This is a genomic window from Anabaena sp. FACHB-83 (assembly GCF_014697485.1).
In the GTDB taxonomy this organism is placed as follows: Bacteria; Cyanobacteriota; Cyanobacteriia; order Cyanobacteriales; family Nostocaceae; genus Nostoc_B.
This window is the reverse complement of sequence record NZ_JACJRY010000027.1, coordinates 19935-45067: the sequence shown is the minus strand read 5'-3', so window position 1 is coordinate 45067 and position 25133 is coordinate 19935. Positions and strand designations below refer to the sequence as shown.

Genomic DNA, 25133 nt, shown 5'->3' with positions numbered 1-25133 from the left:
AATTCTGTTGGATTTTTATTTAATACTCTAGCTCGAAAATTTCAACTCGTGGCTTCATAGCTAAAATTACTGACCAATCGCACAAAATGCTCCCCAGTAGAAAGGCGATTTAAAAGGCTTAACATCCTCTGCCAACTTATAAAGACGACGACGCAAACCCATCCTAACTGCTGGTTGTAATAGTAACTGGTTTTGTTCAATCCATTTTTCCAAATCCCCCTTGGTCAAATCCTTTAACCAGAGTTGAGCTTGATTGAGCGCCAAAGCCACAGCCAAACCCTTGTGTAAATTCTGATAAAACTTAATCATCAAAAATGCTGTAGATAAGTCATCTACTGTCCACAGCGAACTGACAATATTAGGACTGCCTGCATAAAGGAAACCGCTAGGTAAACCAACATATTCATCACTGAGGCTGCTGGAGTCAGTTAATCCTGTTTCGCAAGCAGATAAAGTAACAAGGCTACATTGATTGAGATTAATTTCAAAAATTTCCCCTAAAGTCAGACGTTCATTGTTTGCCAAAATCAGTGCTGATTCGAGAGGAAAACTGAGGTTAAATTCACCATGACAAGAGAAATGATAGCAGGATGTCGATGACAAGTTAATACTTGCATTAAGAGCCGCTTTGGTTGCTGTTTGCTTTACTAAAACATCAACTGAGGGGAAAAATGAGGAGACAGTTTCCACTTCAACATTGCTATAAGACAGGTCGCTTGTGGGATTTTGAATTGCAAAAAAGCGGCTGAAATTGAGAGATGTTTGTTTTCGAGTCAGTTGCAGTAGTTGGCAGCTAGGAGCATAGCTAATGCCTCGCTCGAAACGGTCTAGTAAGATATCACCATTAGCCAAAGGTAATGCATGGAGAGGAAACAGATGCAGAAATCGATGGGGAATCAGGATTAAGCGATCGCACTCTACTGGTACATAACTAAGAATCTCATTTAGGTGTAAAATTTTAGCTAGATTTTCCAATTGAGATGTTAGATTTGATTTCCATTGCGACTTTTGATTATTATAATGATTTAGATATTCTGTGTTCCAATCTAATAGTGCTTGCAAGTCACTAGGGTCGGATACCCATATATAAAGAACTGATTGTGCAGTGATGATAAAAGTAAGGAAGACTTCATCCAATATATACCACTCTATCAAGGTTGTTTGTGCATCAGGTAGTAATTTTGGTATTTCTTGAAATGCAATCGGCTCAACTTTTTGAGTAAGAGTGAAGCTGGAGTCTAATGGTTGGATTTCATTTGTAATTAGCCGATCTAACTTTTGTTGTAATTCAGTCAGATGGCTACGACTTAGAATTTTAGGCGTAAACAAACTGTTTAGATTAACGTACTCCTCACTAGAGGATAGTGTACTAACTAGTGAGCCTTTTTTTTCTTCAATATCTAATCTTTGTTGTTCTATTCTAATGTCGTGCCGCAGTTGATCGAGTTGTTTGCTAACTTCTGGGGTTATGCCTTTAGGATAGCGATCGCGGTCAGCCAATAGTTCAACCAAGTTACGAGCTTTGCTTCGCTCGACATATTCAACAGCTTTTCTACCATAGCTAGGTTCATCACAAGCAAGTGCAACGCAGACTTCCACCATACTTTGGTATAGTCTATTGTATTCCTCAGCTAGTTTTCGTTTAGCTTCATCCCCAGAACTAATATCGAGCCGCAGAGATTCTACAGTATCAATTGCAGATGCAAATGCATTATAAGCATTAAGTTCTTGTCCTAGCCCTTGATAACTAAAACCCAAATTTGTCAATGTTCCAATATATCTTTGTGGAAATGCTTCAGGGTTAAGGATATTTAAGGCTTTTTTAAAAAGTTTAATTGCTGTTTTGAGATTCTGATTACGATTTCCTAAAATGCGTTTGCTGTAACTAATTGCCAACTCATTCTGTATTGTTGCCCACCTCTCTGGGAATGTTTGAGGCTGATATACCTGTAGAGCATTTTTACCACATGCGATTGCTAATTCAATATTTTCATCTCGATTACCGAAGATGCGCTCTATGTAAGCACCTACTAAATTATGTTGAATCAATGCCCACTGTTCAGGAAAAGATTTGCGATCGATAACCTGTAGGGCATTTTGGTAGTGAGTGATCGCTTTTTCTAAATTTTCGGCTTGCTCTCCTTGCAGACGATAAAGGTAAGCATTTGCTAAATTGATTTGTGTCCTAGACCAATCTGTGGGATGGGATTGGGGGCTATAGACTTGCAAGGCATTTTCACAGCAGATAATGGCTTTTTCCAAATTCTCGGCTTTATCTCCTTGAATGCGTTGGCTGTAAGCATTTGCCAAGTTACTTTGTGCCAATGCCCACCCCTCTGGATCTACTTCAGGAGTGTAGACTAGCAGAGCATTTTCACAGCAGATAATTGCAAATTCTAGATTCTCTGCTCTATCTCCTCTAATACGCTCCCACAAAGCTACTGAAAGGTTATTGTAGATATCTGCCCACTGATTTGGGAAATCTTTGCGAGTAAAAACCTCTAGGGCTTTTTGATAACCAATAATTGCAATTTCTAAGTTATTATCTTTACTGCCTAGAGGAAACTGTTGAAGCTGAAGACTAAAACAAGTGAGCGCCGCAGCAACACCCTGTGAGTCATCTGAATCCACATTAGTGGTATTTATTGCTAAATTTTGTAAGAGGATAGCAAAATTATCGTCTAGTTTATCAAGGTTTTTTTTCAACAGTGAATAAACTATTTTTTGGTTATTGTCATTATCTACCACTACTTCCACAACAGTAGCGAGGAAATCTTCATAACTTGAACATGATTTTGATTCATCTATCAATGGACGTAATTTGCCGCTAATACCTTGTAACCAATTTAGTATTCCCATATTTCTTCAAAAGTCATTTTTAGATAAATAAGCATAAAAATATAATTAGTAACCTATTGCACAAAATGCTGCCCAATAAAAAGGTGATTGAAATGGTTGGTCTCCATCTACAATTTTATTTAACCTACGACGTAAAGCAATCCTGAGACTCGCATCAAGAGAAATTTTATTTTCTATAATCCATATTTCAAGTTCCTGCTTGCTAATATCTCTTAACCAAGTTTGAGCTTGATTTAACGCTAATGCTACTGATTTATCAGTACGCAAATTTTGATAAAACTTAATCATTAATAAAGCTGTTGATAAGTCATTTACTGTCCAGAGAGAGCTGACAACATTAGAAGCACCTGCATAAAGGAAACCACTAGATATACCAATATATTCACTGCTGGTACCAACTGGATCGGTCAAACCTGTCTCACAAGCAGAGAGAGTAACAAGGCGCGTTTGTTGCAAGTTCAAAGAAAAGATTTCTCCCAGACTAAGCGAAGTATCTGCCAATTCTAAGACTGAATTGAAAGGAGAAATTAAATCAGAAAAGCCGTGACAAGCAAAGTGAATGCAATGAGCAGAGTTGAAAACGTTGCTATCAATAGCAGATTTGAGTGCTAGTGTTTTTTGAAGAGTAGTTGATACCTCAAAATATTGTCTAATTGCTTCAATTTCCACATCTGCGTAGACAAGATCGCCAGTAGGGTTTTGAATTGCAAAAAGATGAGAAAAATTAGGTCTATTTCGGATTTTTATCAACTGTAGTAGCTGACAACTTGGCGCATAGCTAACTCCACCAGGAAATTGGGAAAATAATGTACCCCTTGATATGGGTAATGCGTGCAGCGGTAAAGGATTTAGGAACCGATGAGGAATTAAAACAAGAGAGTTACAGGTTTTAGGTAACTGGGTTAATAGGAAATCGAGATGCAGGATTTGGGCAAGCTGTTCTAAGTGTTGGGTTAATTGCTTTTTCCAATTCTCTCTGTGCCTGTAGTAATCATTCAAATACACCTGAAGCCAGTCAACTAAATCCTTTAAGTCTTGTAGGCTAGACTGCCAAACGGTGAGAAACCCTTGACTCCCTTTTGTATGGAGAAAGCCCTCAACTTCAACTTGGTAGGGAGTTTCCGAAGAAGAAGCCAGAATAAATGTAAGTATTTTATCGTTAGCGATGTACCACCCTAAAATAGCAGTGTGATTGTCCAGCGTAGCCTGGAAAGGAGCCAACTCAAAACTGGAACCAATAAGCAGGTAACGGTCTTGCAACTCATTCCTTTGTTGTCGCAATTGCTGAAGTTGTTGGATTAGAGCTACAGGGTTTTCTATCCCAGTCTGAATAGATGCTTGTCCTTGATGAATTTCAGCCTGAAGGTGTTGCAATTCACTAACAATTTCTGGAGGAAAGATGCTGTTCAAGTTACGACTGAGAATTAATTCTATCAAGGTGCGAGTTTTACTGCGTTCAATGTAGACGATCGCTTCTTCGAGATATTGACGATCATCGACAGCTAGTTGAAGGCAAACCTCAACTATGTTTGAGTAAAGTTCATGCCACTGCTGTGCCAGTTTTTGTTTAGCTATGTCTCCAGAGAGAATATCATCCCGCAAAGCTTCGATTGTTTGAATTGCTTTGGCAAAAGTATCAAAGGCAAGCTGTAGTTGCTGTGTATCTGTGTAGAGTAGTCCCAAATTGAGTAGGCTTTCTGCATGAAAGTTAGGCAAGGCAGCTTGAGTACGTACATTTAATGCTGCCTGACAACAGGCGATCGCCTGTTGCAAATTGTCTTGGCGATCGCCTTGAATACGAGATCGATAAGCCATAGCCAATGCATTTTGAGTTTCTGCCCAAGACTCCGGAAACTCGCTTTGTTGATAAATATGTAAAGCATTTTGATAGTACGCAATCGATCGCTCCAAATTGTCTGAACGCGATCCTTGACGTCGCTTCCAGTAAAGGACTCCCAGAATCTTTTGTATTTCTGCCCATTGTTCTGGAAACTCAGGTTGAGTGTAGATTTGCAAAGCATTCTGTAAGTAATGAATGGCGCGTTCCAGGTTTCTTTCCTTTTCTCCTTTCTGGCGTTCCAGGAAAGCCATTCCCAACTTCTTCTGCATTTGGGCCCAATCTTGAGGAAATATACTCCGGGTGTAAATCTGTAAGCTTTTGCGAAAACAAGCGATCGCCTGCTCTATGTTTTCAGTCTGATCGCCCTGTATCCGACGATAGTAAGCTACTCCCAGGTTATGTTGGCTTGATGCCCAATTTTCAGCGAAGGTGTCACGGGTACAAACCTTCAAAGCATTGTGATGATAAACGATTGATTGTTCTCGATTCTTTGCCAAATCGCCTAAAATGCGGGCACCAAAAACTGTTCCTAAATTGTTTTGGAGCATCGCCCATTCTTGGGGAAATGTCTTTTGTGTGTTAACTCTCAGAGCTGCGTTGAAGTGATTAATTGCTTGCTCCAAATTCAGAGCTTTCTCGCCACGAATGCGATCGCCATAAGCTACTCCAAGGCTATTTTGGGTAGTTGCCCATTGTTCGGGCAGTTGATTTTCGGTATGAATTTCTAGAGCCGCATGATAGCTAGCAATAGCAATCTCCAAGTTACTGGCTCTGCTGCCTAAAGGAAACTGATAAATTAAATTGCCAAAATTGACTAATAGTCCAGCGAATACAAGTCGTGTTTCTGGTGTAAAAGTAGAGAAAAGTGTATTTGTCCATATTGGTAGCAATTGAGCGAATGTATCATTGAGTTTTTCTAGATTTGTTTTCAACAGAGGTTCAATTACCTTGGGATCGCAATTACTTTCCAAAAGCAAGCGCCAAACTCGCGCCCAAAATGGTGCAGCAAGTCTGATGTTTTGTAAGTTAACCAACTGGGCTGCATAATCTCGTAATGTGTAAACTTTTTCAGCATCCTCTAAGTTGCCTTGTGCAGCTAACTGTCCTGCTATTTTTTCTAGTGTTTCAACCCAACCCGAATCTACCCACTCCTGTTTCGCATCTAAAATCTCGGACACTCGAGTACTATCTGCACCTAGTAGTTCTTGCGTCAATTCAATATAGGCTTGGTGACGTTGTTCATCCATAATGCTGTGCGATCGCGCTAAAAGCTGAGATAGTTTTTAGACTTAGGAGGCTAAATTTTACTGGCTCATCACTGACCAATTACACAAAAACCTGCCCAGTGGAAAGGGTGTTGAAATGGCTTACTATTAGCTGGGATTCTTCTCAAGTGTAACTGTTGAGTTGGATCTAAGGGTAGCTGTTTTTCTTGAATCCATTGCCACAATTTGGCTCCAGTAATATCCCTCAGCCAAAGTTGGGCTTGGTTAAGGGCGATCGCCACTGAAGTCTGATTTTGTAAATTTTCGTAAAACTTCGCCATTAAAAAGGCAGTTGATGAGTCACTTACTACCCATAGAGAATTGACGACAACAGAAGCACCCGCAATTAGAAAACCACTAGGTAAACCGATGTACTCGTCGCTGAGAGACCTGAAGTCGGTTAACCCAGTTTCACAAGCAGATAGGGTAACAAGGCGACATTTGTTAAGGTCAAGGGTAAATAAATCTGCCAAGGTAAGGCATTTTTGTAAATCGATAACTTGATTGTCTTGGATTTTCAGGTGAATGTAGTAGTTGGAATTGGGTTTGCATTCTTCAGGGACGTAGCAATCTGCTAATAGGAGGGCAGAGAGCAGAGGATTTACGATATTGAAGTAACCGTGGCAGGAAAAATGAATGCAGTTGGCAGTATGAAGAGATTTTCGCGATCGCTCATTCAACTTAAGATTAGCTTTCTTAGCATCGTTTTTAATCAGGATATGACGAGATTGAAAATATTTTTGGATAGCTTGCACTTCTAGGTTGGTATAACTGAGGTCTTCTGTGGGATTTTGGAGGGCAAAGAAGCGATTAAACTCAGAGCGAAGCCTTGCTTGTGCTTGTTGCAGTAATTGGCAACTAGGAGCGTATTTGACTCCATCTGGAAACAAATCAAGCAAACAGCCTCCAGTAGGCAACCTAGTTTTACCTTCAACTTCAACACTTTGTAATTGAGCTGCCAATGCATGAAGAGGTAACAAGTGTAGAAACAGATGAGGAATCAGCACTAATTGTTTGACCGTTTCAGGAATGTAGGCAAGTAATTCCTTAAGGTGTAAAATTTCAGCTAGTTGTTCAAGAAATAAGGGAAGATTTTGCTGCCACTGAGTTTTATTCTGAAGGTAGGTATTTAAGTAATTGTCAGCTAGATTTTTTAGAGCTTCTAGGTTTTCCGACGATGATTGCCAGAGAATAGGAGTAACAGCTTGAGGAAGAATAATAAAAGTTAGAAAATTATCCCCAGTAATATACCATTCCAAAATAGCTGCTTGGTCATTGGTAAGTTTTTGTATCTGTTTATAAGAAATAGATGCTATTTTTTGAGTCAGGCAAAAAGTCGGGTCTATGGGTGTAATTTCATGGGCTATTAGTTGCTCTAGCTGTTGTTGTAGTTGATTTAGATGAGTACGATTTGGAAGAGTTGTTTGCTGGTTGTTTTGATAAGGATTATTCCCTTCTACTATTAAATGACTAACACTAGCCCTAATTTCTAAATCTTGCTGTTCCATTGCTATTTGCTGGCGCAGACGCTCTAGTTCATCCAGTACAGTTTGTGAAAAACTACCTTTTGGATAGATAGGTCGTCTAGTTAGCATATCTGTCAAGTTACGGGTTTTACTACGTTCTACATACTCAAGTGCTTTAGTTAGCTGATTAAGTTTAATGCAAGTTTGCACTGTCATGATATAAACATAAATTGACTCGGACAAAATTTCCTGTCTGCGTTGATTGCTTTCAGCCCAAGTCCAACTTTGTTCCACTGCATTGACAGCAATTTCGTATCCCTGAATTGCTGTTGTCCATTGTTCAGAAAGAAAAGCACTGTCACCTAGATTGCGTGCAGTTCTTAAACATTCGATTGGAAAGTCTTCTGGTGTATGAATCTGTAAAGCTAGTTGACAATAAGTAATTGCTAAGTCGAAATTTTCTAATAACTGATAAGCACGACCGATGTTATTTTGTAGCGTTGCCCATTGTTCGGGGAATGATTCGCGAGTATAGGTTTGTAATGTTTGTTCGTATGCAACGATCGCACATTGGAGATTTTCGGAACGATCGCCTAGAATTCGATGAAGATAGGCATTACCTAAATTAGCTTGATTCTTTGGTAAAAGCTCTAGTAATTCCTCAGCTATACAAACTTCTATTGCTGCTTGATGAGCCTGAATTGCTAGTTCTAAGTTATCCGCTTCGTTACCCCCAAGCCGATTAAAATAAGCCAAGCCAAGATTGTTTTGAACTGTTGCCCACCGTTGAGGTAATTCATCACGAGTATAAATATTTAATGCTGATTGGAAACAAAAGATTGCTTGCTCAATATTCTCTGAGCGATCGCCGATAATTCTTTTCAGAAATGCTAGCCCTAAATCGATTTGTGTATCAGCCCATTCTATGGGAAATTCTTCACAGCTTAAAACTTGTAGTGCATTTTTACAGCAAATGATAGCCAGTTCTAGATTCTCAAATTTATCGCCCTGGATTCGCCCAAAATAAGCAGTCCCCAAATCGCGCTGAGTTCCTGCCCAATCGAGAGGATAGGCTTCTTCTGTATAAACTTGCAAAGCTTGTTGAAAAGCCTCGATGGCAGCTTCCAAATTTTTTAGGCGACTACCATGTATCCGACTACAGTAGGTATCTCCTAAATTATGTTGTGTATCCGCCCATTTTTCTGGATAAAGTTCGCGGTTTCTGACTTGCAAAGCATCTTGAAAGCACAGAATTGCTCTTTCCAAGTTGTCGGCTTGTTCGCCTCGAATCCTATCTGCATAAGCAATACCTAAGTTATACTGGGTCTTGCCCCACTCTTGTGGAAATGAGGAGCGAGTAAAGACTGTGGTTATTGCCTCGTACCCAGCAATAGCAATTTCTAAATTAACTGCCCTGTTACCGATTGCAGAGCAGCTAATCTGGTTGCTGAAACTACCAATATTCTCTGCATAATCTGCTGCAACTTCTGGCTTGAGCTTAGAGAGAGCATAGGGAAGTAGTTCTTTTAATAGTTGAGCGAAGTGTTCATTCAACTGACTGGAGTTAATTTCAAGTAGTGGAGCCATTACCTGGGGATCGCTACCAGTTAGCATAACTGCTAGTAAAATATCGCGCAGCAACTCAATTTTATCTTCGGTGTTGAATTGGACAACTTGCTGAGTTTTAATTTGATTGTCATCGATCAGACTATCTAAAAAATGGATAATTTCACTTAGTTGTTCGCTGAGAAATTCCAAAAACTCGACATTGCCAGGATGATCTGCCTCTACTTGAAAAGATATCTCTTTTTTTATAGTCTCAATTAAGTCAAAATCTATTAATGCTCGGTGAGTAATTAAAATAGACTGTTCTTCACCAGAATTACAGTTTATTAATGCGTCAATTAAATTTTGATAATTTTTTTGATTTTTCTGATTCATTGTTGTTCATCCGTCACTGACCAATGGCACAAAAAGCAGCCCAATACTGAGGGTTTTCAAATGGTCGGTCATTCGGCTCTAATTTGTTCATCTGGCGACGCAGACTTATCCTTAAAGTGTGGCTGAGAATATCCTGATTAGCTTCTACCCAAGCTTCAATTTCCAATTTTGTCACCCTCAACAGCCAACGCTGTGCTTGATTGAGAGCAACTGCTGCTTTCATTCCCTGCTGAAGATTTTGATAGAACTTAACCATCAAAAAAGCGGTGGATTGGTCTCCTACAGACCAAAGAGACACAATTATACTGTTGACTCCGGCCGCAATCAAACTACGGGATAATCCAATCACCCCATCCCCAGTGATTTTACCTCGTCCTGTACTACAGGCGCTGAGAACAACCAATTGGGCATTAAGTTGCATTTCTAAAATTTCGCCAGCAGTCAGGAAACCATTGTCTTCTTTGGTGGAAGCAAGAGCGATCGCCCCCGGTACACCTAACTGCCGAATATCATCTAATAAACCGTGGGTTGCTAAATGAATGATTCGCGCTTTAGGCATCTGCTGTTTGATATAAACTTTGGTAGCAGCAGCGCCCGTAATCGCTTGTGTTTTGAGTAGGGGTGCGATCGCCTGCGCTTCAATTTTAGCCCAGGCTAAATCCTCTAACCGCACAGGTGGCTCAGTTAAGGGAATAGTTGGCATTTTCGGATTTCCTACAACTAGCGTGTCTAGAGAAGTCTCTGGTGTTTCTCGACTGCGTTTTTGGGTTAACTCCAATACTTGAATTGAGGGTGCGGTAATGATAGTGTGTTTTTCGATGAGGAATTTACCTTCTGCATCCTGAAGGGTTGGCAATGGCAACGCAAACAAAAAATCCTGGGGAATGAAAATAACTGGGACATCAGGAGAGGTTGGTAGCAGATGGGAGATTGGTTGAATTAGTAATTGATAGAGTTGCTTTGATATCTCAGAGATGGAATTAGAGTTGAAATGCTCCCGATCGTTAGTAGCATTTTTGATATCAGAGTTGAGTATTCTATATAGTTTTAGAACTAAGTCACTTAGGGAACCTAAAGAAGTTCTTTGCTTTGCGGATGGAGGCTTTAAATCAACTGAACAAAAAGAAATTTCATCATTGGGTTGTAGTACCCAAATCAGCAGTTGTGTTTCTCTAAGTGATGGTACGCCTTCAAGCTCAAAATAATCGTAAAGCAATGAGTATTCAACTACCGAACAATTTTGCTGTTGAACAACTTGTTGAATTTTTTGGAGATTGGGTGGAGTGGTAATAACTTGTTCGATGGATTGCGGGGCTAAACGCCCAGCCAACAACTCTGCAAATGCCCTAGCTCGACCACGCTCAGTAATTTCTAAGGCTTCGGTAAGCTTACCCTGAGCAATTAGTACTTTTTGCAAGTTCCGATAAATCAGCACTTGTTCTTCAAAAAGTGATATATTATGCTCGTCTTGCAATCCTATACGGAGAGACTCCCAACGCTCAACCCCTTGGCGCAGCTTACTTTCAGCTTCTACCAGTTGACCGGAATGCAACAAAGTCCATCCCAAATTATTCCAAGAAGTACCTTCTCCTTTGCTATCTCCTATTTCTTGAGCAATATCTAGAGATTGCTGATGGCAAGTCACCGCTAATTGGTACTGCCCTAGAAAGTGGTAAGCCCTACCCAGATTATTGAGAGAACTGGACTCCCCTCGACGATCGCCAAGTTCTCGTTTTATCAAGCGTGACAGTTGATGGTACTCAATTGCTTTCGAGTACTGCCCCAAGGACTGGTAGGCATTTCCTAGTCCACCATTAGCGTGGGCTTCTCCTTGGCGATCGCTAATTTCTTGACAAATTGATAGTTGCTGCTGATGATACTCAATGGCTTTTTCGTACTCCAGTAGGGAATCATAAGCATTGCCCAGTCCACTTAAAGATTGAGCTTCTCCTCGGCGATTACCAATTTCTCGCTCAATTGCCAACGATAACTGAAAGTACTCAATTGCTTTCTGGTATTGCCCCAAAGAATCATAAACGCTAGCTATATTGTTGAGAGCGCTTGCTTCTCCCCGACGGATGCCCATTGCTTGGGCAATAGCTAAGGATTGCTGATGATGTTCAATCGCTTTGGGGTATTGGCCCAAGGAGTCGTAAATATTGCCCAAATTATTCAGCGAATTGAACTGCCGCTGGCGATCGCTTATCTTGTTGGCTAATACTAGAGACTGTTGATAGCATTCACTAGCTTTTCGGTACTCTCCTAGAGAGTAGTAAACATTACCTAAGTCATTTAGGGAATCAGCTTCACCCTGGAAGTCATCTAAATCACGTACAGTAGCTAAGACGCGCTGATGGCATTCCATTGCCTTTTGATAATCTCCCAAGGCATAGTAGACATTACCTAAATTGCCAAGGGCGATCGCTTCTTGATGCGAGTCTCCCTGTTCCCGGAAAGCTGCTAATACTTGCTGATAGTATTCAATCGCCTTTGAGTATTGACTAACACAAGAGTGAGCATTAGCCAAATTACCAAGGGAATTGATTTCGCCAAGGCGATCGCCCAAAACTTGAAAAATGGACAATGCCCGTTGATGATACTCAATGGCTTTGGTGTATTGTCCCAAGGAACAGTAGACATTACCCAAATTTCCCAGAGTGATCGCTTCTCCTAAATTATCTTTAATGTCTTGTGCGATCGCTAAAGCCTTTTGGTGGCAATCAATTGCTTGATGGTGTTCCCCCAGGGAATAGTAAGTGTTACCTAAACCGGTTTCTGCCTTTGATTCCCCTAGAGAGTCATTGATTTCTTGTGTTATTGCCAACTGTTGTTGATGTGAATTTAAAGCATCTTGGTGACAACCCAAGGCGTTGTAGGTATTACCTAAAGCATTTAGCACATTAGCTTCCTGGCAACGATTTCCAGTTTTTTGGCACTTTTGTTGTAACTGTTGCCATAACTTTAAAGCAGCTTGTAGTTGACCAGTCTGAAATAAGCGAATCCCTTGTTCAAAGAGTTTTTCAAATTTTGTTGACATTTGGATAAAATTGATTTTTTTTGATGTGGCGAAACTTGGTAATGAATTATATTTGTAACCATATTTTAATTGACCGTAAATTCCTGGACGGATGTTACAAGTAATGGCTATACAAAATCGGTAATTTTTTAATTTATATTTTACTACTGTCCTATGGCACAGAAGGCTGCCCAGTGAAATGGTGATTGAAAAGGTTTATCATCATCTAATATATTGTTTAATCTCCGACGCAAACTCATCATTAGTGTTGCATCCAGTTGAATTTGGTTTTCTGCTATCCATATTTGCAGTTCTTTTTTGCTAATATTCCGCAGCCAGATTTGAGCTTGATTTAGTGCGACTGCTATTGATAAAACAGTACGCAAGTTTTGATAAAACTTAATCATCAAGAAAGCTGTTGATACATCCTGGACTGTCCATAAACTGCTGACAACACTAGGACTACCTGCGTAGATAAAGCTACTCGGAATACCTATGTATTCATCACTGAGGATTTTATAGTTCGTTAAACCAGTTTCGCAAGCAGAAAGGGTGACAAGACAACATTGGGAGAGGTCAAGGTCAAAAATTTCACCAAGGGTGATACGTTCTTTATTTGCTAATAATAATGCTGATTCTAAAGGAGATTCAAAATTAAATTCTGCATGACAAGAAAAGTGAATGCAGTTTGCCAAGCTAAATTGCGAATTTTGTATAACTTCTCTCGTGCCACCATCTTGATTTTTGACTTCTATAAGTGCTGCTTTTGTGGCAGCATCTTCAATCAAAATGTCAGCGTGTGCAAAGCAATTTTGAATGCTTTTCACCTCAACAGCAGAATGACCCAAGTCTTTTGTAGGGTTTTGAATTGCTAAAAGGCGATTAAAATCTGAACATAACTGTTTTCCAGTGAGTTGTAGTAACTGGCATGAAGGAGCATAACGCATACCTCGGCTGAAGTGGTCTAGAAGATTAGTATTTGGGGATAAAGGTAAAGCATGAAGGGGGATTAAGTGTAAGAAACGATGGGGAATTAAAATTAGCTGGTCACAGTTGTTTGGTAGGTAATTAATAATCTCATGAATATGCAGAATACTTGCGAGGTTTTGCAGGTTATCTGGAAGTTTTTCAATCCACTGTTTGCGGTTTTGTTGGTAGTCTTGCAAATACTCATTTTGCCAATCCATCAAAGCTTGCATTTCTTCAGCAGAGGATGACCAAACTAGAGGAAGTTCTGATGAGTGGGTAATAATGAAAGTGTGGAAGTTATCATTGCAGATATACCACTCAACTATAGCAGTGCGGTCATCTAGAAGAGTTTTAATCTCGCTATAGAAAATAGGTTTAACTTGCTGAGTTGCCCTGAAGCTGGGGTCTATGGGGTCGATTTCGTTTTTTATTAGACGATCCAGTTGTTGAAGTAATTCATTCAGGCGGGTGCGATCTTTTAGCCAATTATCTGAATCTCCTATTAATTGACCCATGCTGCTTGAGCGATTTTGCTCAATAATGTCTAAGCGACGCTGTTCTGCTACAATTTCTTGCCGCGATCGCTTTAGTTCATTGATAATGGTCTCTGGAATGTTGCCTTTGGGGTAGATGTCACGGTTAGAAAGAGTATCAACCAAATTTCGGGCTTTGCTACGCTCGACGTATTCAATTGCTTGATCTGAGTGGTTAGTTTTGATGTAAGCTTCCACTATGTTGGCGTAAACATCAATTGCTCCAGAGAGAATTTCTTGCCGCCTAGTATCGGTGATCGCTCCGGTGCGACTGTATTCAAGGGCACGAACGGCAACACCATATCCCTCAATCGCTTCTGTCCACAACTCAGCATTAAAAGCAGTATTGCCCAAATTGCGTCCAGTTCTCAAGCATTCAAGTGGAAAATCCTCCGGAGGATGTTTTGTTAATGCGGCTTGAAAAGATTTAATTGCATCTGCAATGTTATTAAACTCACGATAGGCAATACCCAGATTATTTTCGATGATTGCCCATTGATAGGGGAAGAGGTTAGAGTCTAAAAATCTCAAAGCATTAGTATAGTTTTCAATAGCCTTTTGTAAGTTCTCTGCTTCTTCTGACACGCTGCGGTTACAGTAAGCAGTTCCTAAATTAGCTTGGGTAGTAGCCCATTGGTAGGAGTTGCTTTCAGGAGTGTAAACTGCTAAAGCAGCGATTAAATGGTGGATAGCTGTCTCTATATTTTCTGGCTCATCTCCTGCGACACGGTAAAGGAAGGCAACGCCTAGATTCTTTTGCAGATTAGCCCATTGTTGACTACCACGTTCAGGGGTGCAAACTTCAAGCGCGGCGGTAAAATAGCGGATAGCTTCCTCTATGTTTTCTATTCGCTCGCCCCGAATGCGTTCTAGGTAAGCAGCACCTAGATTATTTTTGGTTTCTCCCCATTTGGCAGGTGAATCTTCAGGAGTGCAAACCTCAAGTACTTGGGTAAAACAGGAGATAGCCATCTCGATATTCTCTTCGCGATCGCCTTCGATGCGTTCAAGGTAAGCTTTACCTAGATTATTCTGAGTAGTCACCCATTCATATGGGTAGCGTTCCCGAGTGCGAACTTGCAATGCCTGATGGCAGCATTCAATGGCGGCTTCAATATCCTCGGCTCGATTACCTTGGATGCGTTTACGGTAGGCTTCGCCCAGATTATTTTTGGTAGTACCCCATTCGTAGTGATTGTTCTCAACAGTGAAGACTTCTAGAGCAGCATGGCCATGGTGAATAGCCTGTTCAAGATTCTGTGCTTGCACACCCTGAATTCGCTCTATGTAAGCAGCGCTCAAATTATTTTGCATAGCAGCCCATTTTTCGGGGAAATTCTCGCGATTATAGACTGCTAAAGTAGTGGTGAAATAATGGATAGCCTCCTCAATATTTTGCGATCTATCGCCTTGGATGCGTCTACGATAGGCTTCGCCAAGATTCTGCTGAATTCCTGCCCATTCGTAAGGGTCACGCTCACGAGTATTGACCTCTAAAGCATTATGGAAGTAGCGAATTGCTTGTTCTATGTTTTCTGCTAGCTCTCCCCGACTGCGATAAAAGTAAGCAGCACCCAACCTGTTTTGAAGAGCTGCCCATTCTCTTGGGTAAGCATCACGAGTAAAGGTAGTAACCACAATGGTCTCGTAGCCTGTGATCGCAATCTCTATTTTGTAAGTTCTTTTCAGGGGTTGGAACTGCTGAATGCGATCGCTAAAATCAGCAATAATTGCAGCAATACTTTGCGCTCGTTCTGTCGATGCTTTGATTAGAGTAGCCATTGCCCAGTTACGCAATTGTTGAGCAAAGTGTTCATCTAGTTTGTCCTGGTTAGCTTGCAACAATATATACAACTCATGTGGTTCTTCGTCGCTTTTTGCGGTTGCTTGCAATACCTGTAACAAAAAATCGTGATATTCTTCTGCGGTAAACACCTTGATATTATTTGATAATTCCTGCGTCTGAGTCAGCTCACTGGCAAGACTGGTTAAAATATTAGCTTGCTTTGCTAGCATCGCTGCTGTTTTTTCCATCATCTCAACCAAACCACTATCTATCAGGTCTCGATGAGCGTTCAGAATTTCCTGACTTTGCTCCCTGGGACTGTTAAGTAGCAATTCAATCAGATTCAGATAGGCTTGTTGACGTTGTTTATCCATCACTGACCTGTAGCGCAGAATCCTGCCCAATGGAAAGGTTGCCAAAACGGTTGGTCGTTATCCGGCAAATTATGGAAACGACGATATAAACTAATTTTAAGGGTAGGACTTAGCTGTAACTGATTTTCTTCAATCCATTTTTGTAATTCCACTTTGGTCAAATTCCTTAACCAAAGTTGAGCCTGATTGAGCGCTAATCCTCCTGGAGTGCCTCTCCATAAGTTTTGATAGAACTTGATCATCAAAAACGCTGTCGAAAGATCATTCACTGTCCACAGACTACTAACCACAGTTGGACTGCCTGCATATAGAAAGCCACTAGGCAAGCCGATGTACTCATCTGTAATACTTCTGAAATCTGTCAAGCCAGTCTCACAGGCGGAAAGCGTTACAAGACGGCACTGACTCAGATCTAGCCCAAAAATTTCTCCCAAGCTAAGACACATCTCTAAATCAATACATTCTTCATTGCTGCTAAAATTTTGAGATGAAGTTGCTTTTGCACCTGCCAATACCAAAGCAGATTGGAGAGGAGCATCAAAATCAAAATAGCCGTGGCAAGCAAAGTGAGTGCAGTGAGCAGTTTGGAAAGCAGCTAAAATTGCTGCCTTATGTGCTGCCTCCTTGACTAGGATTTCTGTATGAGGTTGAAATACTTTAGCGATCTCTGCCACTTCTATATCTGCATAACTGAGATCGTCAGTGGGGTTTTGCACTCCAAAAAATCGATTGAAGGCAGGGCGATGTCGATCTTGGGTTAGTTGTAATGCTTGAAAACTAGGAGCATAGCGCGCTCCACCCAAAAAGCGATCTAGGAGCGTATAACTCAAAAATGTTTGTTGAGGAATGCTAGCAACTTGGGAAGCTTCAAGCTTTTGGGAATTTTTAATAGGAAGGGCATGAAGGGGAAGCAAATGTAAAAAGCGATGAGGAATCAAAATTAACTGTTTATAGTTGTTTGGTATCAACTTTACAATCTGCTCCAGATGAAGAATTTTAGATAATGCTTGCAACTGGTCAGTTAATGAGGTCTGCCAATTCGTCTTCATGTGGAGATAATGCTGAAAATAGCTGTTGATCCAATCTCGTAAAGCGTTACGATCTCCTTCTTCAAAACGGAAAACTTGCGGTTTTTCAGACTGACGGGTGACGACGAAAGTTAAGAAATAGTTTTTAGTGACATACCACGCTAAAGCAACCGTGGTGTCATCCAAAAGGGCTTGTATTTGGGCAAAAGAGATGGAATCGACCTTTTGAGTGGCGCTGAATGTGGGATCGAGTGGTTTGATGTTGACCTCTACAAACTGGTTGAATTGCTGACGAAGTTGATCGAAGCGGCGATAGTCTTCGGCTTCTGCGTTTAAGAGCGATCGCTCTTCTGCCGCCAGCCGCCGCCGCAGATTTTGCAATTCCTCAATTGCAACAGTGGGAATTTCACCTTTGGGCAAGATATCTTGTAGCGAGAGCAGTTCTACTAAATTCCGAGCCTTGTTACGTTCGATGTATTCTAGTGCTCGGCTAGCATAGTGTGGTTCTGTTGCAGCTAGTTGCAAGCACAAGCTCACCATATCCTCATAAAGATCGTTCCACTCTTGTGCCAACTTCTGTTTGACGACATCTCCAGAAATAATCTCACTGCGAAGAAATTCTAACCGCTCAATTGCTGCTTCAAAGGCTTCGTAAGCTGCATGAAGTTGCCCAAGTTCCTGCTCGGCTAACCCCAAACCTGATTGGGTTTTAACATAGTTTTCGGGAAAGGTTGTCGGTGTGTAGACCCGTAAAGCTTGCTGGTAGGCAGTAACCGCATCCTGCAAATTCTCACGTCGATTTCCCTGAATACGCTCCTTCAGTGCATGGCCTAGATTATTATAAGTTCGTGCCCATTGTTCGGGGAGAGTTTCGTAAGTGTAAAACTGCAACGCCTCTCGATAGGAAGCAATGGCTTGTTCCAAGTTCTCTGCGCGATCGCCATTCAAACGAACTGTATACGCAAAACCCAGTGTATTCAAAGTACGAGCACGCTGTTCTGGAAAAGCATTAGAGGTAAATACCTGTAGGGCATTTTCACAACAAGCAATGGCTTGTTCGAGATCGTCTGCGGCATCTTCATCTTTGACCCGCAGACACTCAATATAAGCTAGAGCTAGGTCATTTTGGGACATCGCCCAATCTTGAGGAGTAGTTTGTTGCTGATAACCTTGCAATGCCGACTGATAGGCCGTGATCGCTCGCTCCAAATTTTCAGTTTGCTGCCCACGAATCCGCTGCCGATAAGCACTACCGAGATAGCGCTGAGTCCGTGCCCAATCTAATGGAGATTCTGCAAGTGTCAAAACTTCTAATGCTTGTTCACAGCAGCTAATTGCTTGTTCCAAGTTTTCTGAGCGATCTCCTTGGAGACGAGTTCGATATGCATTTCCCAAGTTGCTTAAAGTCGTTGCCCATTGTGTGGGAAATTGCTCGCGGGTGTAAACCTGGAGTGCCTGTTGGTAGCAAGCAATTGCATTTTCCAGGTTTTCAGAGCGATTGTCGTAAATCCGGGTACGATAGGCAACGGCCAAACTGTTATAAACCATTGCCCAGTCCAGGGGAAAATCTTGGCGATTATAAACCTCCAAGGCTCTCTGACAGCAGGCGATTGCTTGCTCTAAATTGTCGGCTCGTTCGCCTAGTATGCGATCAATGTAAGCTACTGCCAGATTTGCATATACCAAAGCCCAAGTTTCTTTTGACCCATCACGACTAATTAGCTGTAATGCACTTTGGTAACATTCGATTGCCCGTTCCAAGTTAAGAGCGCGATCGCCTAGATGATGATTGCGATAGGCAACTGCCAGATTAATCTGGATTCGTACCCAATGCTGCGGAAAATCTTGTCGATTGAGAACCATCAATGCAGCACCATAACCAGCGATCGCAATCTCTCGATTATCAGGAGAAAATTGCTGCATCAAATCACTAAATTCCAAAATTGTAATTGCAACTGTTACAGCCTGTTGAGAAGTTAGCCTTGGCAGAGCGAAGGCAACCCAATAAGCAGGAAGTTGAGCAAATTGAGCGTTTAACTTATTTTTATTCGCTTGGAGCAGTGGAAATACGACTTTAGGATTCCCTTGACTTTCACGTGTCACCTCCAGTAACTCAATCCAAAGGTTTAAATATTCTGGGGACATAGAAGTTACAGACTCTCCAAACCTCAATAAAAAGTTAATAATACTGTTGTATACATTTATAAACTTCGTCAAGTAAGTCTTGTTGCTTTTTAACCTGCCAAAACTGGCAGGCTATAGTAGATTCCAGTTATAGTTGATTTAACTAACAACAGAAGCTATCTCTGGTGAGAATAATTTGTAATTTTCAATGGCATATTTATAACTAAACAGTCCATTGTTTGATAAGAAAAATCTCTCTTCACTACCCGATATCTTGAGTACGGTGATAACGCTTGGTGGTTGAATATTGTTATTGCGAATGAATTTCCTTGCAGTTGTACAGGTTTTTTCTTGATGGTTTTGTTGATAGCAACTAAAGCTTGTAACCTTTGATAGCAAAACTTTTCCACGTAACTTACGTTTCAAATGGTATCTACCTAGTTTTTGTCGAATTCGTTTTGGCATTTTGCACTCTCCTTAATAATTGTGCATGGTTTTTATATCGTTTGAGTTGAATTTCAAGCTGACGGGCTTCTTGTTTACTTGAAGTCTTCCATACGTGGACAATTTTGAATTCGATGCCGCGTTTTATCGCAGCACGAGTAAATGCTGCGCCAGATCCTTGTAGATGCTGCTGAAATCTTTTCTTGAGGTTCGCGCATGAACCTAAGTAGTAACGAGCTTGATGTTTCTCATTTCCAAGCGGACGAGATAGCTCAATCATGTAGCAGCAAGGAATTGAGGGTATCTTTCCTGACAATTCCATTTATGCTTTTTTGGGATTATTTTGAAAGCTGAGGCGTTAGCTGATTGTGGTGGTTTACGTAGTTACGCAGTTGAGTCTTTCTTGTTCTTGTACCCAACTAATTACATTTGATTTACTAATGCTGACAGGCTTATCTTCACCTACAATAAATACTTGAAACCAGCCAGTTTCTAACTCATAGTAGTCAATAATAAAACCTGCTTCTCTGGCTGTTGTTAGAGCTAATACTTCCTGGGGCAACAATCTTTTAATTCTTAACTGTTCTTCTGGGGAAAGCTGCTGACAAGCTTCATCTTTAACAGCCAGATGCCTGTAGATAGCACTTCTAATTTGATAATAACTGGTAGCTGATTTGAGTTTTTCTGCCAGCATTAACACTTCTTCCCCAACTGACTGCTGTTCTGTAGCGTTACTGGTGCTGGTTTGTTCGTTTTGTTTTAGCCTGGAGTTAACTTCTATAGCTTTTTCGCTCTCTGTTGGGGATATTTCCTCTTGTGGTATTCCTGACTCAACCACAACCACTTCAGATTCAGCAGTCTCTTCTTGCGGCTGCTCTTTTTCTTGGGATTTAATTTTGGCGTGATAGTCTGCGATCGCTTCACCTCTAATCCCTAATTTATCGGACATTTATGGAAAATGCATACATATATCCATCATTACGCTGAATTGATTTGCAGTATTTATAACGAACTGGACTAACCTTCCCTTTTGCTGTTCTCATTTCAAAAACACCACTTTCTCTAACAGTTAACCGACCAACGTGAATACCAGCGAATTTCCCGGATGGGAGAATCGCACGTACCATGTCGCCAGTCTGGAAACCAAAGAAAGTTTTGCACCGCGTCTTGTGTTTTATGGGGAAACCGTATTTATTGGGTGTACACATCTGACGGCTACCCCACCCCTTAGCAGCAATTAACAACGGTTGCGAAGTCAGGACTTGCAGTTTTTCTACTAGTCCCACGCAAGCGGCATCTAGCCAATGAGTTTTGGGTAAGTTCAGATGAATACGGTTGTATTTTGTTCTGCTACTGCTTGCTATTTCTACTGGCAAACCCGTTTGTTTAAGTGTGTTAAATAATACCCATCGGGTTGAATTTACTGCCGCAGCATCCTTTAATGGTTGTTTTGCCTGTCTCAAGATACGGAATAGAACATCAGGCTTTTTGGCTAGAAAATCTTTAACATGTTTATTACTTTTGGCTTGGTTACACCTGTGACAAGCGATTGTGAGATTAGAAATGCGATCGCTTCCCCCTTTTGACTTTGGGTGAATATGGTCTACCTCCAAAGGTACGTTTTCAACACCGCAATAAGCGCATTTTCTATCCCATTTCTCAAGTAAATATTCCTTGATTTCGTATCCTGTAAGTTCACCTTGTTGGTATTCCTTGCCGGATATTTCAGGGTTTTGCATCGACTGAAGGTTAAACTTAACTAGCTCTTGAGATATCCCTGTAATCGGGACATATCGAGTTATTCGCTTAACCCAAGTAAGGATGTTTTTAACCCTAGATTCTAGACTTGGTGGCAACCATCCAGGCTTTCTAGTACGGTTAAGAAAGCGTGGTTTACGGTAACGAGTTTTACGATTACGACGGTTGCGACGAATAGCACGACGTGATTCTAAATTATTCTTGATTTGCTGACCACGATGGGTTAATTCAGCACCCCAAAGGACTTTGTTACTTTGCAAAATTGCTAGTCCGGTAGTCTTTGAACCCGGATCGATTTTTAGTTGGTGTGTTTGTATTTCAGGATTGGGAACTGCATATTTTAGGATGATTGTGAACGGGTAACGACGATACACGGCAGCTTGTTGTAGATTTAATAATCGCCTTGCTTGCCCTGGATGGACTGGGTTTAACGGCTGCTTGTTGGTATCAACTGTAAATACAAAGTTAGACATTTTGTCCTCTGATTTCTCAGGTAATGTTTTCCTCGCCAATGTTAAAAAGACTTGTTGAGATTAACTCACTTCCTTAGCTAAATACAGATGTTTAAAGTTAATCGACAGAGCTAAAAGCTGGAAAGCACTTTTAGGTGTCCTGACCCTCTTAACGTAGCCATTTAAGGCTGAGGAACTGGCTATCTATTCAGTAAAAGAGCTGGTTGTTCAGCCGTGTCTACTGTTTAGCTGATAGCTTCACGGAGAATTTGTTGGAGAAGTACCCCATATCCTTCAATCAATTCCTATGTGAGTAACCCTATTTTGATAGCCTTCTCCCCATTGAGGAGGAACTGACAGTAGAGATCACCTTTTGGAGTTCTGTGCTAGTATGTGCGGTTAGATTTGGGGTTAATTGATGCTTTTGGAAGTAAGAGATTGATGTGATAGTTACTGGCATAATTAAGATTCACTTTACATTAATTTGTTGCAAATAATTTAAGCTGCTTGTTTATTCCAAGTTTCTGATGATTTAGAGATAGCAGCCAAAGCATAACCCAAGGTGTGCTTGTGAATTTTGGGCATTTTGTGAAACGACATATCCTGACCCCAATCTTGGACTGACTTAGTGCCAATATGTAATACTTGCGTGAGGGTTTTGACACAAGTTGCGCGAAAATTGGCGTGAGAAACAGTTTGCAGTATTTGTTTTTCAGTTAACCCTTCAAGGAGTATTTTTTCTAGAAAGGTTTGAGCATCTACTTCCGGTGCATTGTATTCTCCTGTCAAGATGCTATTTAGCTGGTTTGGTATGATTTCGGCGGCGTGAATGTAAGCAAGTGTAAATTTACAATAGTTAGGTATTCCATCAAAATTGAGATCGCTTCCCCACTTGCGAACTGTTGGTCTTTGTACACCTAAGATTGCACATAGTACAGTGATGCATTTTTTTCGATATTGCGAATCTGTTTCTTCTTCAAGAAGTTCTCCAGAACTGAGTTCGGCAATACCGAAACAGTGGCGTAGAAATTGTCTGGGTTCTAACCTTTCTTTGGGTAAACTCTTGAGCATTTCATAGTTTTTCATAAATGATCCCTTACCTAAATGCAATTACAGCAACTCAAGGGACAGAGATACATTTTGTGTATTCTCTGCATAGCAATTATGTGAAGCTAGCTGTAATTTGTTAGGCGTAACTCTAAAATGTGATTTGTTGTTATTAATGACGTTGGGAATTAGTCAAATCAAAGACAAAAGCCGCAATAGCATTTATCCCTGTATGTAAAATTCCATTGACTGCTCGATAACCTTGACGACTCCAACCAGCCCAACCAAACTGCTCTCCTATATGCCCAAATTCAGCAATAATTGTTGATTCTTGGGTTTCGATGTTAGGTAAAGGTAATAATTGGCGTAATTGTGTTATTTCTTCCTGTTGTTTGGTATTAACAACTTGAAGTTCGGCTAGTTCTTCTTCTCGTAATAAGAGTACATTATTTAAATGCTCAACTTCCGACATTAAAGGTGTAATAGTTTTCTCCAACTCCGAGTTCACTACTTTAGCAGCTTGGCTATTGAATGTATTGCTCCATCTGTTTTTGTTAGCATCTTCGAGAGCTTTTTCTAATTGGGCTACTCGTTGTTCCAATTGTGCCTTATCTGTTTGGAGTGACCGCACTTTCCCTAGTTCGCGTTCTGTTTCAATTAGCTTTTTAGCTACTTCTTCCTTGGCTTGGGCCATTTTTTGGGCATATGCTCTTGCTGCTTGAAGTTCCACAGTTGCTGCTTTTAGTGCTGCATCTCGAATTTCAACAAACCGCCCCAGTTCTTCTTCGGCTTTTTCTTTATTTTGTTGTGCTAAGGCTTCTGCTATTTTCTGCTCTAGTTGAGCCGCAGTGTAGAGTTTTTCAGTTGTGTAAAGCTTTGTCTGTTTGGGAGTAATTTCGGCAGTGGACACTTCTACTTGTAACTGTTCTGGTTCAAACAGGCGCTTAGTTTCTAGTCCCATAGAAACTGTATGGTCTAATAATACCCACCACAAATCTGAGTCAGTTTTATCCCATTTAGAAATAATGATGCCCCTACATCCAGTACAACCCATATTGTCCTCGACCACGATAACCCGCACTCCCGGTGCAAACTGTACCTTAGATAATGCGATAGAATCTGATTTCCTAACAACCAGAACTGACTTAGAGTTATAAAGAGTATTTGCTTTAGGAGTAGACAGTTCTGAGGTTGCTGCTGCTTTAATTTGTGCTGCTGTCTTTTTCCCAGTACCTACCAGCTCCTTCACTAAGTCAGTTGAGATTTGAGTTAACTGGCGTAGAGCTGCAACGCTCCAATTCTGTACTTTCTCGCGCACAAGGTGTTGCACCCTTTTCGGAAGCTTCTCAAACCAAGTGTATATTTCCATTGAGGCTTTAGCAATGTAGCGTGATGCCCCAAAGTCAGGGCTATCGAGCCATGCTGCAAAAATCTTTTTCCCATCAGTGGCCATAGCGATGCAGTTGTCATAGACATGCTGCAAAGCTCGACCACTTTCTAATAAACCATCAAAGGTCTGGCGAACAAACCCTAAGAAGTTACCCAACGTTGTTCGGGCTTTGCTTTGTAGTTCAGGTTTTTTAAATTGGTTGTAATCGAAGCTGTAAGTTATTGCAAAAGGAGCAATGGCATCGGCTTGTTCTTCGATATATTGCTCTAATTCTAATTGGGCGATCGCTTGGTTGTCGGGTAAAACTACGATCGCTCCTTGCAGTTGTGTCATGATTATATTGACCTCGCAAGGGGTTGACGTTAGCCGTTGCGATTCTTCCTGGAAGTCGAGTGCAGCGGCTTTCTGTTACTAATTCTACTTGTGTTAACTAAAACCGTCAACCCGTTGCGGTAATGCAAATGGTAAAGTTACTGTAATGGATATGAAGCAGTTAAGAGAGCGGTTAAATCTCAGAACCGTCGATGTAGCTAGTAAAGTTGGTGTTGGAGAATCTTCTGTACGCAATTGGGAGAAAGGGCGTACTATACCAAAACTAAGAATTGATCAGACAGCAGCATTATGTAAGCTTTATGGATGTTCAATTGAGGAATTAGACCAAGCAGTTAAGGAATCCATAGCTAATGCTTCACAATACCAAGATTGAAAATTTCCTATTGTTTTTAAAGATTACAAAGGAAGAGAGAATAGCACTTAACTATTACCAAGCTATTATCAGCCGATGATTTGCTAATTTACTTGTCGAATACCAAAGCACTAACGGACAATAAGAAACAGGAAG

General features: G+C 40.9%; 13 protein-coding genes and 1 pseudogene. 1 reads left to right on the top strand and 13 read right to left on the bottom strand.

Going from position 1 to position 25133, the window contains the following annotated elements:
* Window positions 1-66: 66 nt before the first annotated feature.
* The 13 genes and pseudogenes from H6G79_RS25040 to H6G79_RS24985 form a co-directional block, all read right to left on the bottom strand.
* The gene (locus H6G79_RS25040; RefSeq protein ID WP_190592746.1) at window positions 67-2859 is read right to left on the bottom strand and encodes a CHAT domain-containing protein; all 2793 of its coding nucleotides are present in this window, start codon (window positions 2857-2859) and stop codon (window positions 67-69) included.
* A 45-nt stretch (window positions 2860-2904) separates the two neighbouring features.
* Window positions 2905-5946 (bottom strand): CHAT domain-containing protein, encoded by a 3042-nt coding sequence (locus H6G79_RS25035; protein WP_190582606.1) that lies wholly within the window; start codon window positions 5944-5946, stop codon window positions 2905-2907.
* Between the two features lie 68 nt (window positions 5947-6014).
* The gene (locus H6G79_RS25030) at window positions 6015-9371 is read right to left on the bottom strand and encodes a CHAT domain-containing protein (protein ID WP_190592745.1); all 3357 of its coding nucleotides are present in this window, start codon (window positions 9369-9371) and stop codon (window positions 6015-6017) included.
* Between the two features lie 13 nt (window positions 9372-9384).
* The gene (locus H6G79_RS25025) at window positions 9385-12408 is read right to left on the bottom strand and encodes a tetratricopeptide repeat protein (RefSeq protein WP_190582602.1); all 3024 of its coding nucleotides are present in this window, start codon (window positions 12406-12408) and stop codon (window positions 9385-9387) included.
* Window positions 12409-12422: 14 nt separating this feature from the next.
* A pseudogene (locus H6G79_RS37770) lies at window positions 12423-12470 on the bottom strand (hypothetical protein); the annotation flags it as partial.
* An 81-nt stretch (window positions 12471-12551) separates the two neighbouring features.
* A complete protein-coding gene (locus H6G79_RS25020) occupies window positions 12552-16049 on the bottom strand; it encodes a CHAT domain-containing protein (RefSeq protein WP_190582600.1) in 3498 nt (1165 codons plus the stop codon).
* Window positions 16049-19180 (bottom strand): CHAT domain-containing protein, encoded by a 3132-nt coding sequence (locus H6G79_RS25015; protein ID WP_190582598.1) that lies wholly within the window; start codon window positions 19178-19180, stop codon window positions 16049-16051. Before H6G79_RS25015 ends, H6G79_RS25020 begins: the two co-directional genes overlap by 1 nt.
* 180 nt (window positions 19181-19360) lie before the next feature.
* Window positions 19361-19666, bottom strand: coding sequence for a DUF3155 domain-containing protein (locus tag H6G79_RS25010; RefSeq protein WP_190582596.1), 306 nt, complete (start codon window positions 19664-19666; stop codon window positions 19361-19363).
* On the bottom strand, window positions 19635-19925 hold the full coding sequence (locus tag H6G79_RS25005; RefSeq protein WP_044520292.1) for a GIY-YIG nuclease family protein: 291 nt from the start codon (window positions 19923-19925) through the stop codon (window positions 19635-19637). The genes H6G79_RS25010 and H6G79_RS25005 overlap by 32 nt, the downstream gene beginning before the upstream one ends.
* A gap of 96 nt (window positions 19926-20021) precedes the next feature.
* On the bottom strand, window positions 20022-20594 hold the full coding sequence (locus H6G79_RS25000) for a hypothetical protein (RefSeq protein ID WP_242048539.1): 573 nt from the start codon (window positions 20592-20594) through the stop codon (window positions 20022-20024).
* Complete coding sequence (iscB, locus tag H6G79_RS24995) at window positions 20584-21876, bottom strand: RNA-guided endonuclease IscB (RefSeq protein ID WP_190592744.1); 1293 nt, start codon at window positions 21874-21876, stop codon at window positions 20584-20586. Before iscB ends, H6G79_RS25000 begins: the two co-directional genes overlap by 11 nt.
* A 477-nt stretch (window positions 21877-22353) precedes the next feature.
* Window positions 22354-22941 carry a hypothetical protein gene (locus H6G79_RS24990; protein ID WP_190592743.1) on the bottom strand — a complete coding sequence of 196 codons (588 nt, stop codon included), beginning with the start codon at window positions 22939-22941 and terminating at the stop codon, window positions 22354-22356.
* A 133-nt stretch (window positions 22942-23074) separates the two neighbouring features.
* Window positions 23075-24625: a hypothetical protein gene (locus H6G79_RS24985; protein ID WP_190592742.1), complete on the bottom strand. Its 1551-nt coding sequence runs from the start codon at window positions 24623-24625 to the stop codon at window positions 23075-23077.
* A gap of 151 nt (window positions 24626-24776) precedes the next feature.
* On the opposite strand from H6G79_RS24985, the gene H6G79_RS24980 reads away from it, so the two are divergent.
* Complete coding sequence (locus tag H6G79_RS24980; protein WP_224311777.1) at window positions 24777-24998, top strand: helix-turn-helix transcriptional regulator; 222 nt, start codon at window positions 24777-24779, stop codon at window positions 24996-24998.
* Window positions 24999-25133 lie beyond the last annotated feature (135 nt).

Bases quoted from the DNA above. Each gene is read 5' to 3' on its own strand.
- H6G79_RS25040 (WP_190592746.1), bottom strand. From the start codon at position 2,859: ATGGGAATACTAAATTGGTTACAAGGTATTAGCGGCAAATTACGTCCA.
- H6G79_RS25035 (WP_190582606.1), bottom strand. From the start codon at position 5,946: ATGGATGAACAACGTCACCAAGCCTATATTGAATTGACGCAAGAACTA.
- H6G79_RS25030 (WP_190592745.1), bottom strand. From the start codon at position 9,371: ATGAATCAGAAAAATCAAAAAAATTATCAAAATTTAATTGACGCATTA.
- H6G79_RS25025 (WP_190582602.1), bottom strand. From the start codon at position 12,408: ATGTCAACAAAATTTGAAAAACTCTTTGAACAAGGGATTCGCTTATTT.
- H6G79_RS25020 (WP_190582600.1), bottom strand. From the start codon at position 16,049: ATGGATAAACAACGTCAACAAGCCTATCTGAATCTGATTGAATTGCTA.
- H6G79_RS25010 (WP_190582596.1), bottom strand. From the start codon at position 19,666: ATGCCAAAACGAATTCGACAAAAACTAGGTAGATACCATTTGAAACGT.
- H6G79_RS25005 (WP_044520292.1), bottom strand. From the start codon at position 19,925: ATGATTGAGCTATCTCGTCCGCTTGGAAATGAGAAACATCAAGCTCGT.
- H6G79_RS25000 (WP_242048539.1), bottom strand. From the start codon at position 20,594: ATGTCCGATAAATTAGGGATTAGAGGTGAAGCGATCGCAGACTATCAC.
- iscB (WP_190592744.1), bottom strand. From the start codon at position 21,876: ATGTCTAACTTTGTATTTACAGTTGATACCAACAAGCAGCCGTTAAAC.
- H6G79_RS24990 (WP_190592743.1), bottom strand. From the start codon at position 22,941: ATGAAAAACTATGAAATGCTCAAGAGTTTACCCAAAGAAAGGTTAGAA.
- H6G79_RS24985 (WP_190592742.1), bottom strand. From the start codon at position 24,625: ATGACACAACTGCAAGGAGCGATCGTAGTTTTACCCGACAACCAAGCG.
- H6G79_RS24980 (WP_224311777.1), top strand. From the start codon at position 24,777: ATGAAGCAGTTAAGAGAGCGGTTAAATCTCAGAACCGTCGATGTAGCT.